The 12,406-nt window shown below is 57.1% G+C and carries 10 protein-coding genes; 3 read left to right on the top strand and 7 right to left on the bottom strand.

Annotated elements, in window-relative coordinates; translation table 11 throughout:
* Positions 1–111 precede the first annotated feature (111 nt).
* Together P6287_RS09660 and P6287_RS09665 are read left to right on the top strand one after the other, a co-directional pair.
* Positions 112–594, top strand: a complete 483-nt coding sequence (locus P6287_RS09660) for an antitoxin Xre/MbcA/ParS toxin-binding domain-containing protein (RefSeq protein WP_154193487.1) — start codon at positions 112–114, stop codon at positions 592–594.
* Positions 594–1,094, top strand: coding sequence for an RES family NAD+ phosphorylase (locus P6287_RS09665; protein WP_101764367.1), 501 nt, complete (start codon positions 594–596; stop codon positions 1,092–1,094). The genes P6287_RS09660 and P6287_RS09665 overlap by 1 nt, the downstream gene beginning before the upstream one ends.
* A gap of 281 nt (positions 1,095–1,375) precedes the next feature.
* On the opposite strand, the gene P6287_RS09670 is transcribed toward P6287_RS09665, so the two are convergent.
* Together P6287_RS09670 and P6287_RS09675 are read right to left on the bottom strand one after the other, a co-directional pair.
* On the bottom strand, positions 1,376–2,638 hold the full coding sequence (locus P6287_RS09670; protein ID WP_277974884.1) for a phosphatase PAP2 family protein: 1,263 nt from the start codon (positions 2,636–2,638) through the stop codon (positions 1,376–1,378).
* A 75-nt stretch (positions 2,639–2,713) separates the two neighbouring features.
* On the bottom strand, positions 2,714–2,953 hold the full coding sequence (locus P6287_RS09675; RefSeq protein WP_101764365.1) for a hypothetical protein: 240 nt from the start codon (positions 2,951–2,953) through the stop codon (positions 2,714–2,716).
* A gap of 250 nt (positions 2,954–3,203) precedes the next feature.
* On the opposite strand from P6287_RS09675, the gene hpxO reads away from it, so the two are divergent.
* Positions 3,204–4,361, top strand: coding sequence for an FAD-dependent urate hydroxylase HpxO (hpxO, locus tag P6287_RS09680; protein WP_277974885.1), 1,158 nt, complete (start codon positions 3,204–3,206; stop codon positions 4,359–4,361).
* 24 nt (positions 4,362–4,385) lie between these two features.
* Here hpxO and dcp read toward each other — a convergent pair whose 3' ends face one another.
* The 5 genes from dcp to guaD form a co-directional block, all read right to left on the bottom strand.
* A complete protein-coding gene (gene dcp / locus P6287_RS09685) occupies positions 4,386–6,434 on the bottom strand; it encodes a peptidyl-dipeptidase Dcp (protein WP_277974886.1) in 2,049 nt (682 codons plus the stop codon).
* A gap of 72 nt (positions 6,435–6,506) precedes the next feature.
* Entirely contained in the window at positions 6,507–7,289 is a 783-nt protein-coding gene (gene xdhC, locus P6287_RS09690; protein WP_101764362.1) for a xanthine dehydrogenase accessory protein XdhC, read from the bottom strand.
* Positions 7,276–9,642 carry a xanthine dehydrogenase molybdopterin binding subunit gene (gene xdhB / locus P6287_RS09695; RefSeq protein WP_277974887.1) on the bottom strand — a complete coding sequence of 789 codons (2,367 nt, stop codon included), beginning with the start codon at positions 9,640–9,642 and terminating at the stop codon, positions 7,276–7,278. The genes xdhC and xdhB overlap by 14 nt, the downstream gene beginning before the upstream one ends.
* Entirely contained in the window at positions 9,632–11,074 is a 1,443-nt protein-coding gene (gene xdhA, locus P6287_RS09700; RefSeq protein WP_277974888.1) for a xanthine dehydrogenase small subunit, read from the bottom strand. The genes xdhB and xdhA overlap by 11 nt, the downstream gene beginning before the upstream one ends.
* The gene (gene guaD, locus P6287_RS09705; RefSeq protein WP_277974889.1) at positions 11,071–12,399 is read right to left on the bottom strand and encodes a guanine deaminase; all 1,329 of its coding nucleotides are present in this window, start codon (positions 12,397–12,399) and stop codon (positions 11,071–11,073) included. The genes xdhA and guaD overlap by 4 nt, the downstream gene beginning before the upstream one ends.
* Positions 12,400–12,406: the final 7 nt, after the last annotated feature.

Genomic DNA, 12,406 nt, shown 5'->3' on the forward strand with positions numbered 1-12,406 from the left:
TTTATTAACAATGCATTAGTTTTAAGGTCGTATAAAAAATGACAACCCCTGCGCAGTGATGTACACTTGAGCTATCAAAATGTTCAAATGAACATTGTTCAGGAGGTTGTTATGACAACTGCATCCCCATTCAATCACGGCAATGCCGCACGCGTCTTCGATCCCACGCTGATCCAGCACGCTCAGCAATCGTTTATGGATCAAATGGGCTTACCGCGTAATCCGCTGAAAGCGCACCAGTTGATCACCGAAGGTCTGGATGTCGGCATCGTTGAACGCGCGGCCACGGTGCTGAAAGCAACGCCGCTGGATGTGGCCCAGATGGTCTCTATCGATCGCAATACCTATCGCCGCCGCGAGAAAGCCGGATCGCAACTTTCGGTGGAGCAAGGTGCGCGCGTGTATCAGGTGTTCGAAATTCTGGATGCCGTATTGCAATTATTTGCCGGTGACGTTGACGCTGCCATGCACTGGATGTATCAACCTGCGTTGGCACTGGATGATGCATTGCCGATGGAGATGCTGAGCACGCCTGCGGGTTGTGATGCGGTGTTAACGCTGATTGGTCGCCTGGAACACGGAGTAATTGTGTAATGACGCAACGGAAGGAACCGGATGCTCCCTATCGGCTGTTTTATCGACTCGTGAAAGAAGAGTACGCCAGCGAGGCATTTAGCGGCGCTGGCGCTGAAAAATGGGGCGGACGCTGGAATCCGCCCGGTATTAAGACGGTGTATCTCAGCAGTTCAAAGGCGCTCGCCACGCTGGAACTGGTGGTGCATGCCGGTAAAGCGATGCTGGAGAAGAGCCGCTTTGTGATTTTTACTCTGCCGATCCCTGAGAGCGAAATCATGGCGCTGGACAGCAATAAACTGCCCGACGATTGGCAAAAGTATCAGCAGCAAGAAGAGACACAGGCGATTGGCGCCGCATTCCTCGATGTGCAAGGCGGCTTTCCTTTGCTATTAACGGTACCCAGCATTTTGACCGGCGAAGACAACGCCATTCTCAATCCCGACCATCCCGCCGCTGCGGCCCTATTTGCACAAGCTACTTCAGCGCCCTTCGCGCTTGATCGCCGGATTAAAGCGTGACGAGGGTATTGCTTCAGTGCGAGTTGTTGAAAAGGACACATTTGCTAAAGGCGCTGGCGCGTCTGCTGCGGCAAAAGGGCTATCCACAGCGCTGAGGATTTTACGTTGGGCCAGGAGCCTCACGCATGGATGCGTGAGGCAGTTCGGGGCCGGCCAGGACGGCCGATCCCCGAACGGTCCGTTGGCACAACGTAGAAGCCGAAGGCACCGCGCTAGCGGCGCGAGGACGGCCCGTGACGCAGCAGATGTGTCTGCGCCCGCACCGAATTTAAAGCAAAATATCAACGCGCCGGTTTCGCTAAAGCATACGCCGCCGTTAAATCCACACGTTGCCAGAATGACTGATCTGCATCATTGCCAGACAGCGGATAGCCGTTTGGCAGCGCGCTTTTCACCATCAGGCTACGAATCTGCGCATCAGACAGCTGCGGCAACGCGGTTTTTAGCAGGATCTCCGCGCCCTGCGGGACTTTGACAGGCGCGTTCTGCACATTGGCTCTCGGCAGGTTGTAACTCATGGTGAAACGATAGAACTGCTTCATCGCCGGTGAGCGATACGGATCGTCATTGCCATTGCTGCGCGCACACTCTGCCAGCGACGTGCCACACTCTTTTTCCAGCGCGGCACGCAACTGATTACGCGCTTCCCTAAACAGTGCCTGATAGCGCGCATCGTTGAGATAATTCGCCACGTTGCGCTGCGCTACCATGCGCGAACCCATCACATCCAGCGGGTAATGCACGCCCAACACTAAACGCGAATAACCGTAGCGTGCGCCGCGCGTCACCAATGCTTCAAAACGTTCCGGCACCATTTCGGCCAGCAACAAAGCATCGGTATAACCGGTGTTGGTGTGACCACTCGGGAAAGAGCCGCCGTCGGCGGTGTAACGCACGTTATCCTTCAACACCACATCGTCCGGTACCAGATGGATGCTGTTGCCTTCACGCAGGAACGGTCGCGGATAGTTAAAGTGCTTTTTCGCCGCGCTGGTGCTGACTTCACTGGCTTTAATCAGCGCGGCGGCTTTACCAATCTCACCTTTGTCGTAAGCGGCGAGGAAGGCTTTGCCAAGGCGCGGACCAAGCGCATCGGAGAGGAAATAGAGATAGCTGATGGCTTCTGCATCGGCCAGAGCCTGATGACGCACATTTAGCGTGGCGTTCAGATTGATGTGGGTAACGGTGGCTTGACTGACATCAAGCACGCTAGCGGGCAACGTGCTAAAGCCTGAAAGCAGCGCAATTCCGGCCTGCTGGTTCTCTTTCATTTTGAAATCGTAGCCGCTGTTTTTCAGCCACTGCGTGTCAGCTTGTTTCGCGGTCTGTTTGGCTTTTTCCAGTTGCTCGCGCGTCAACGTGCTGCTATCACCTTGCAGCGCCTGACGTTCAGCCTGTAGCGATTGCTGCTCGAGATCGCTATAAGCGGAGGTGGAACCGGTAGAGGTTAAGCCTGCCAGCGCGGCCGCATCGGGCAGTGAAACCGCATGTGCTTGCTGTGCCAGCAGAATAACCGTTGCAATCAGTGTGAAGCGGGTTTTCATTATTTTCCCCTGTTATCAGAATATTACCTTGCCGGGGAAACACGCTAGCACTCGGTTATGACAGATTTATTTCATTTAACGACACTGACTGGCACAGTTTTGTACGCAAATTTGTGCCAGCGAGCCGCAGCCGCCGTTATTGTCATTTTTACACTGTGATTGCTGCACATAGCAGTTTTGCTGACAGGCTGAAACATCGCACTTCGCGGCAATCGGCGTCAGCTGCACCACCGGTGCTTTTCGCTCCGGCTGCCATTGCGGTTGTGCCAGCACGCTGGCGCTGAACAGCAAGGTAAAAGCCATTATCCATTTCATGATTGAGTCCTCGCAGAACGGGTGTAATGAGTATGGCTGCTGCGGGGCCAATTACCATGCTGAAACAATCGATTCACTCTTTCACAGAAGTTGCTCTGCTACAGTGCATGGGCGTGCGCCACTGTAGTGCAGAGCGTTAAGATCAGATGCTGCTTCGTTGATGTAAAATCAACGAGTTAGCCTCCATTCGGCCAACCCTCCAACCTGGTACAAAAGTTGCAGTCTTCAATGCATAGCAAAGGAGACGGATATGAAAGCGATTGTGATTGGCGCGGGCATTGGCGGTATGAGTGCTGCGATTGCGCTGGAGAAAGCGGGTTTTGACACCGCGGTGTTTGAAGCAGTGAAAGAGATGAAGCCGGTGGGTGCGGCGATCTCTATCTGGCCTAACGGCGTGAAATGTCTCAACGCGTTGGGCATGAAAGAGCCGCTGCGCGCACTGGGCGGCAACATGGCGTTTATGGCCTACAACGATGCGCACAGCGGTAGCACGCTCACCCGCTTCAGCATGAAACCGCTGGTGCAGCAGGTGGGGGAATATCCCTATCCGGTGGCGCGCGCGGAGTTACAGGCGATGCTGATCGATACCTACGGACGTTCGCGCATTAGCTTTGGTAAACGCGTCACGCAGGTTGAGCAAACCGAGCATGGCGTCACCGCATGGTTTGATGACGGTAGCCAGGCCGAAGGTGATTTTATGATTGCCGCCGATGGTACGCACTCGGTGATCCGCCACTATGTGCTGGGTGAAAGCGTGGAACGTCGTTACGCCGGTTACGTCAACTGGAACGGCCTGGTGACGATTGATGAAGCGATTGCGCCCGCCGATCAATGGACCACTTTTGTCGGTGAAGGCAAACGCGTGTCGCTGATGCCGGTTAGCGATAACCGCTTCTACTTCTTCTTTGATGTTCCGCTGCCAAAAGGCTTGCCGGAAGATCGCGCAACGTTGAAAAATGATCTCAAAGGCTACTTCAGCGGCTGGGCCGAACCGGTGCAGCGTCTGATTGAACGCCTCAATCCGGAAACCACCAACCGTGTGGAAATCCACGACATCGAACCGTTTAGCCGTTTTGTTAAAGGTCGCGTGGCGTTGCTGGGCGATGCCGCACACAGCACCACGCCGGATATCGGGCAAGGCGGTTGTGCGGCGATGGAAGATGCGGTGGTGCTGGCGCAGACGCTGGCGTCACACTCTTTAGGGATTGAGGATGCGTTGTTGCGCTATGAAGCCCGACGCGTGGAGCGCACCAAAGATTTGGTGTTGAAAGCCCGTAAGCGCTGCGATGTGACCCACGCTAAAGACGCGGAAGTGACGGCGGCATGGTATGCAGATTTGAAAAACGAAACCGGCGAGCGCGTGCTGGCCGGCATGTGCGATACCATTGAAGGCGGTCCGCTGGGTTGAACCAGCTCGCCATCAATGGCGGTTCTACGACTCTAATCCACGATTTTTCAGCATAGGGCCGATCGCCGGCTCTTTGCCGCGCCACGCTAGCCACAGATGCTGCAAATCGGTGCTGTTACCGCGTGACAGAATATGTTCGCGGAACTGCTGACCGTTTTCACGTGTTAATCCACCGCGTTCAACAAAGGCTTGATAGCCATCATCGGCGAGCATCTGCGTCCAGATATAGGCGTAATAACCGGCTGCATAGCCGCCGCCCCAGATGTGGCGGAAATAGCTGGAGCGATAGCGAGGCGGAACCGTCGCCAGCGCAATGTTTTCGGCGGCCAGCGCCTGCAGCTCGAAGTGGCTGATGTCCTGCGGATTGTCGTGCGTGGTCAGTGAATGCCACTGCAGATCCAGCAGCGCGGCGGCCAGCAGCTCGGTCATGTCGTAACCTTTGTTGAACTTTGCGGCGCGAACCATCTTGTCGCGCAGCTCAGCAGGCATCGCCTCTCCGGTTTTGTAATGGCGCGCATAGTTGGCAAACACCGCTTCGTTGCTGGCCCAATGCTCATTAATCTGCGACGGGAACTCGACAAAGTCGCGCGGCGTGGCGGTGCCCGACAAGCTCGGATAGCGTTGCGTGGCGAACAAGCCGTGCAGCGCATGACCAAACTCGTGGAACAGCGTGATCACTTCATCCCAGCTCAGCAGCGCCGGCTGGCCTGCCTGCGGCTTGGTGTAGTTGCACACGTTGTAGATTACCGGTTTGGTGCCGAGCAGCGTGGTTTGGTCGACGAAATTACTCATCCACGCGCCGCCGCTTTTATTATCACGCTTAAAGAAATCGGTGTAGAACAGCGCCAGCGGCGTGTCGTCGGCATCGAAAATCTCGTAGACGTTAACGTCCGGATGATAAACCGGCAGATCGTGGCGCTGGCTAAAGCGAATGCCAAACAGCTGGCTGGCCGACCAGAACACACCTTTTTCCAGCACGTTATTCAGCTCAAAGTACGGGCGGATTTGGCTCTCATCCAGCGCGTATTGGGCTTTACGCACCTGCTCGGCATAAAAACTCCAGTCCCAGGCGCGCAAAGGAAAACTGTGATGCACGGCTTCGATGGCCTGCTGAATGTCGGCGGCTTCGCGTTCCGCGCGGGCCCGCGCGGCAGGGACAATATTGCGCATAAAGGCAAAAGCCGCCTCCGGCGTTTTCGCCATCTGATCCTGCATGCTCCATTCGGCATAGGTTTTGAAACCGAGCAAACTCGCCTGCTGCGCGCGCAGTTGCGCCATGCGTAACACGATGTCGCGCGTGTCGTTATCATCGCCCTGCTCGCTGCGTGTTAGCGCCTGCTGGAACAGCGCTTCACGCGTGGCGCGCACTTCCAGCGCCTGCAGCGCCGGTTGTTGCGTGGTGTTTTGCAGAGCAATCAGCCATTCGCCGTGCAAGCCACGTGCTTCGGCCGCCGCTTTGGCATGCGCCAACTCTTCCTCGCTTAATCCGGCCAGCGCCGCAACATTGCTCACCACATAAGCACCGGCTTTGGTGGCCGCCAGCAACTTATTACCGAAGCGGGTGCTGAGGCTCGCCAGCTCCTGATTGCAGGCGCGCAGCTGGGTTTTATCCGCGTCGCTCAGGCTGGCACCGGCCAGCCGAAAATGCTGCCAGGTGACTTCCGCCAGCCGCATCGCTTCGGCATCCGGGCACTGCGAACCGCGATGCTGGTAAACGGTATCGAGGCGAGCAAACAGCTGGCTGTTCAGGTAGATTTCATCATTGAGCGCGGTGAGTTGCGGGGTAATCAGTTCATCGATTTCCTGCAGGCGATCGCTGGTGTTGGCGGAAGTCATGGCACCAAACACCAGATTCACGCGCTTCAGCAACTGGCCGCTACGCTCCAGCGCCTCAAAGGTGTTGGCGAAGGTTGGCGCGTCAGGATTGCTGGCGATCGCCGCCACTTCGCGCCGTTTCTCTTCAATCCCCGCCTCCAGCGCCGGCAGAAAATCCTCTTCCTGAATCTGGTCAAATGGCGGGGTTTGATACGGCAAGGTGCTGGCGGTGAAAAACGGATTAGCTCGTGAATTCATTATCGCTCCTGATAATCAGCAACGCCGCACGGTGGCGGCGGGATGGTTCTATCCTGGCAGTTTCCTCGTCACTCAACAACTTATCGCCTGCTGTTGATAAACGCTGATGATTTCTCCCGCCACCGCGACGGCAATTTCCGCCGGTAACTTGCCCTTCACATCCGCCAAACCAATCGGGCAGCGCAAACGTGCGAGGGAATCTGCCGCAATGCCTTTGCCCTCTAAGCGATAGCGAAAGCGCTGGGCTTTAGTGGCAGAACCAATCACACCGGCATAGCGAAAATCGCCCCGGCGCAAGATCGCTTCGCTGAGCGCCAGATCGAGTGGATGATCGTGCGTCATCACCACAAAATAGCTGTCGGGCGCGGCTTCCTGCACGCAGTCAATCGGATCCTCAACCTGACGCACCGTCACGCCGGGCGGCACGGCGCGAAACTGCGCGGCGCGGCTGTCAATCCACGTGATGCGGCACGGCAAAGTGGCAAGCAGATTTACCAGCGCCTGGCCAACGTGACCTGCACCGTACACCTGGATTTCCGGCTGCTGCTGCATCAGCGGTTCAAACAGCAAAGTGGCGTGACCACCGCAGCATTGGCCGAGACGTGCAGCCAGCGCAAACTCTTCACTGCGCGGTTGAGTGCAGCGCTGCTGCAGCATCTCTCGCGCCTGAGCAATGCATTGATATTCGAGATGGCCGCCGCCAATGGTGAGAAAAGTGTCAGTGGCGCTGACCACCATTTTGCTACCGCGATCGCGCGGCACAGAGCCCCGCTCGCTGAGCACGGTAATCAGTACGCAGCTTTCGCGTTTTTCCCGCAGGCTGTGCAACACGCTGATCCAGTCATGATAAATCATGGTCCGCTCCTGATAAGCGCTGAATCCCCCAGAATACTCGCTCCGGCGTGGCGGGTGCGTCCAGCTGCGGATGGCGACGATAGTTATCAACGCTGGCAACCGCATCCTGCAATGCGCACCACACGGCGATGCCCAACATGAACGGCGGTTCGCCGACGGCTTTGGAGTGGAACACCGTGTCCTGCGGGTTTTTGCGGTTCTCAACCAGCGTGACGCGCAAATCACTGGGCACATCACTGATCGCCGGGATTTTGTAGCTGGCCGGGCCATCGGTGAGCAATTTGCCCTTGTCGTTCCACACCAGTTCTTCGCAGGTGAGCCAGCCCATGCCCTGCACAAAACCGCCCTCAACCTGGCCGATATCAATGGCCGGATTCAGCGACGCGCCCACGTCATGCAAAATGTCGGCGCGCAGCAAGCGGTATTCGCCAGTCAGCGTATCCACCAGCACTTCACAGCAGGCCGCGCCGTAGGAGAAGTAATAGAACGGTTTGCCGCGTCCGGCGGCGCGATCGTAATGGATGCCCGGCACTTTGTAGAAACCGGTGGCAGAAAGCGGCACCTGATTAAGCCACGCTTGCTGTGCAACCTGGGCGAAGGTGAAGTGCTTCTCGCCGACGCGCACGATGCCGTTGCTGAAATGCACCGCGTCTGCCGCGCATTGATGTTGCTGACACAGCATCTCGGTAAGGCGATCGCGCAGGATTTGTGCGGCATTTTGCGCCGCTTTGCCGTTGAGATCGGCCCCGCTGGACGCTGCGGTTGGCGAGGTGTTGGGCACTTTGCCGGTATCGGTGGCGGTCACCTGAATCTGGCTGATATCAATCTGCAGCACTTCCGCCACAATCTGCGCCACTTTGGTGTTTAAGCCCTGGCCCATTTCGGTGCCGCCGTGATTGAGCTGCACCGTGCCATCGGTGTAAATCAAAATCAGCGCGCCGGCCTGATTGAGGAAGCTGGAGGTAAATGAGATGCCGAATTTCACTGGCGTCAGCGCCAGTCCGCGTTTCATAAAACGTTTGCTGGCGTTAAATGCGCTGATGTCACGACGCCGCGCGGCGTATTCGCTGCTGGTTTCTAATTGCTCCGTCATCTCATCCAGCAGATTGTCTTCCACCTGCTGGTGGTAATGGGTGATGTTGCGATCGGTTTTGCCGTAATAGTTACGTTTGCGCAGTTCGAGCGGATCTACTCCCACTTCGCGCGCGACGTGATCCATGATCTGCTCAATCGCCACCATGCCTTGTGGCCCGCCGAAGCCACGGTACGCGGTGTTCGAGGCGGTATGTGTGCGGCAGCGATAGCCGGTAATCAGTGCATCGCCGAGGTAATACGCGTTATCGGCGTGGAACATCGCACGATCGACAATCGATCCGCTGAGATCGAGTGAATAACCGCAGTTGCCGGCCAGATCGATCTTCACGCCGCAGAAGCGACCATTGTCATCGACGCCGACATCGTAGCGGACAAAAAACGGATGGCGTTTGCCGGTGATCTGCATATCGTCGCGGCGCGCCAGACGCATTTTTACCGGTTTGCGCAGCTGACGCGCGGCGATGGCACACAAACACGCCACGCCTGCCGCCTGCGTCTCTTTGCCGCCAAAGCCACCGCCCATGCGCCGCATATCAATGGTGACTTTGTTCATGGTGATGCCCATCACTTCCGCCACCAGCTTCTGCACTTCGGTGGGATTTTGCGTCGAGGAGAACACCTGCAAGCTGTCATCTTCGCCGGGGATCACCAGCGCCGTCTGGGTTTCCAGATAGAAATGTTCCTGACCGCCGATGTGAAATTCGCCCTGAATACGGCGTGACGCCCGCGCCAGCGCAGCGTCAGCATCACCGCGTTGGTGAATGTGCGGCTGCTGTACAAAGAAACGCTGTTCCAGCGCTTCACGCACGTCGAGGACGGCCGGTAGCGCTTCGTACTCAACAATCGCCGCTGCGGCGCCGGCACGCGCCGCTTCCGGTGAATCAGCGGCGACGGCAATGACGATTTGACCGAAATATTCGATTGTGTCCTGCGCCAGCAGCGGATCGCCCGGTTCGAGCGGACCGACATCGTTGAGGCCCGGCACATCGCGCCACGTCAGCACGCTGACTACGCCCGGCACCGCGTAACATGGCTGCACATCCAGTTTGGTGATGCGCGCATGCGCATGCTCGCTCAGACGCGGACAGAGATGCAGCAATCCCGGCAGATCCGGCTTGTCGTCGATATACAGCGCTTCACCGGAGACATGCTTGTCGGCACTTTCATGTTTATTGCTGCGCCCGACGCCCGTTTGCATGTCGGTGGCAAACTGGGCTTTCAGCAGCGTTTCGTTCAGTTCCGGACGGTTATGAGACATAGCGCGATACCTCAGTAATGGTCAGCTCGCCAGACGCTTGTGCGTAGTAGCGGCGCAACAGATTGCGCGCCACCTGCAGGCGATAATCGGCGCTGGCGCGGAAGTCGCTCAGCGGCTGGAAATCCACACTTAGCGCGGCGCAGGCTTTTTCGATGGCGCTGAGATGCAGCGGCTGGCCCAGCAGTTGTGCTTCAGCCGCCAGCGCGCGTTTCGGCGTGGCGGCCATACCACCAAAGGCGAGCCGCGCTTCCACAATTACCCCTTCCGCGATGTGCAGATTGATAGCGGCGAAAACTGCGGAAATATCATCATCCAGCCGTTTAGCCACTTTCCACGCCGCAAAGTTGGGTGACACCGTCACTTTAGCGATGGTGATGCTGCGAATGAATTCACCCGGCAGCAAGACCGTTTGGCGATAGGCGGTAAAGAATTGATCGAGCGGGACTTCTCGCCTCTTTTCACCCTGCTGCAAAACCAGATGCGCATTTAAAGCCAGCAGCATCGGCGCGCAATCACCAATCGGCGATGCGTTACTAATGTTGCCGCCGAGCGTGCCCTGATTACGAATTTGCAATGAGGCAAAACGCTCCAGCATGCTGCTAAACGCCGGAATGTGCTGCGCTAAAAACTGATAGCAATGCTGCAATGAGGCGGCAGCACCGAGATAAAGATGCGTTTCATCTTCGTGGCAGACCTTCAACTCATCAATCTGCTCCAGCGCGATCAGCAGCGGCAAGCGCTGATATTGCTGAGTGATTTGCAGTGTCAGATCGGTACCGCCAGCCACCAGACGGGCTTCAGGATATTGCTGATAGAGCTCGGCGAGTTGCGCTACTGTTTTCGGCAGGTAGCAGCGGCTGCCCGCGGCTTCGATGATCTGTACTTCATCGTTGCTGAGCGCCTGTAAACGCTGCACTAGCGCGGGTGCATTAGCACGGAAGGCATCCGCATCAGGTTGTTCACACGCCTGCTGCGCCGCATCCATGATCGGACGATAGCCGGTGCAACGGCATAAATTACCCGCCAGCGCCTGTTCCGCCTGATGACGATCCCAGCCAGCGCTGTTTTTCTGCAGAGTAAACAGCGACATCACGAAACCCGGCGTGCAGTAGCCGCATTGCGAGCCGTGGCAATCCACCATCGCTTGCTGCACGCTGTGCAGTTCGCGGCCCTGCTTGAGATCTTCCACGGTAATCAATTGCTTGCCTTGCAGGCTGCTGACCAGCGTCAAACAGCTGTTCACCGCCTGATACTGCATCTGCCCATCGACGACTTTACCGAGCGTGACGGTGCAGGCACCGCAATCGCCAGACGCGCAGCCCTCTTTGGTACCGCGACGCTGCTGCTGGCCGCGCAGGTAGTTAAGCACGGTGAGATTGGGATCAAGCTCGCATTCGGTGATTAAACGATCGTTGAGTAAGAACTGGATCATGCGATTTGCTCCTCACTTTCGCGCTGCCAAACCGGTTTGCCGCTCACCCAGGTTTGCGCGATGTTGCGGTCGTCGCCAAGCGTCATCATTACAAACAGCCGCTCCCAGATGTCTTTGCTGTTGGCATTGCGCAGCTTCTGCAGCGGCGACACCGCCGCATCGAGTACCACGAAATCGGCCTCTTTGCCGGGATTGAAGTTGCCGATAACGTCATCCAGATCGAGCGCGTGCGCGCCGCCTAAGGTGGCGTGATAAAACGCTTCGCAAGCGCTGAGTTTGTATTGCTGTAGCTGGCCGACTTTGTAGGCTTCGCCCAGCGTTTGCAGCAGATTAAAGGTGGTGCCTGCGCCAACGTCGGTGCCAATGCCCATGCGCACGCCCTGCTGCCAGCAGCGTTTGATGTTGAATAATCCGCTGCCGAGGAACAGGTTTGAGGTCGGGCAGAAGGCAATTGATGAATCGGTGTCATGCAGGCATTGCCACTCTTGATCTTCCAGATGCAGGCAGTGCGCGAACACGCTGCGTTTGCCGGTAAGTTGGTGGTGGTGATAGACATCGAGATAGCCTGCGCGCTCCGGGAATAGTGCTTTTACCCAGGCGATCTCCTGCTGGTTTTCACTTAGGTGCGTGTGCATCCAGACATCAGGAAACTCCTCGCGCAGCTGGCGCACTTTATCCAGCAATTCCGGCGACGAGGTCGGAGCAAAGCGCGGCGTGAGCGCATAGCTCAGGCGACCGCGCTGATGCCAGCGCTCAATCAGTTCACGCGAGTGCTGATAACTCTCTTCCGGCGTTTCGGTCAGGTATTCCGGCGCGTTGCGATCCATCATCACTTTGCCCGCGATCAGTCGCATATCCAGCTGCTGCGCGGCGCTGAACAGCGAGTCGACCGACTGCTTATGCACGGTGCCGAATACCAACGCGGTGGTGGTGCCGTTCGACAGCAGCTGATGCAGGAAGAACGCCGACATTTTTGCCGCGTGATCGGGACAGTGATATTGGCTCTCCACCGGGAAGGTATATTGGTTGAGCCACTCCAGCAGCTGTTCGCCAAAGGCGCCGATCATCTCGGTTTGCGGGTAATGAATATGGGTATCGATAAAGCCGGGCACGATCAGTTTGCCGCGCAGATCGGTGACGCGCGTGGGATCAACGCGCCCTTCCGCGATTTGCCAGCTTTCAAGGCTGACCACTTTGCCGTCACGCAGCGTTAATAAGCCATCTTCGAGATAGCGTGCATTGGCAGCGATGTCGTCTGGCTGCGCGGCCAGAGCGGTGAAATCAAAGAAGCTGGCGCGCAGCAGCGTTTCGGGTGCGTAAGGCATAATGGTT

It is taken from the genome of Pantoea sp. X85 (assembly GCF_029623675.1).
GTDB lineage: Bacteria > Pseudomonadota > Gammaproteobacteria > Enterobacterales > Enterobacteriaceae > Pantoea > Pantoea leporis.

Coding starts and splice junctions, on each gene's coding strand:
- P6287_RS09660 (WP_154193487.1), top strand. CDS start 112: ATGACAACTGCATCCCCATTCAATCACGGCAATGCCGCACGCGTCTTC.
- P6287_RS09665 (WP_101764367.1), top strand. CDS start 594: ATGACGCAACGGAAGGAACCGGATGCTCCCTATCGGCTGTTTTATCGA.
- P6287_RS09670 (WP_277974884.1), bottom strand. CDS start 2,638: ATGAAAACCCGCTTCACACTGATTGCAACGGTTATTCTGCTGGCACAG.
- P6287_RS09675 (WP_101764365.1), bottom strand. CDS start 2,953: ATGAAATGGATAATGGCTTTTACCTTGCTGTTCAGCGCCAGCGTGCTG.
- hpxO (WP_277974885.1), top strand. CDS start 3,204: ATGAAAGCGATTGTGATTGGCGCGGGCATTGGCGGTATGAGTGCTGCG.
- dcp (WP_277974886.1), bottom strand. CDS start 6,434: ATGAATTCACGAGCTAATCCGTTTTTCACCGCCAGCACCTTGCCGTAT.
- xdhC (WP_101764362.1), bottom strand. CDS start 7,289: ATGATTTATCATGACTGGATCAGCGTGTTGCACAGCCTGCGGGAAAAA.
- xdhB (WP_277974887.1), bottom strand. CDS start 9,642: ATGTCTCATAACCGTCCGGAACTGAACGAAACGCTGCTGAAAGCCCAG.
- xdhA (WP_277974888.1), bottom strand. CDS start 11,074: ATGATCCAGTTCTTACTCAACGATCGTTTAATCACCGAATGCGAGCTT.
- guaD (WP_277974889.1), bottom strand. CDS start 12,399: ATGCCTTACGCACCCGAAACGCTGCTGCGCGCCAGCTTCTTTGATTTC.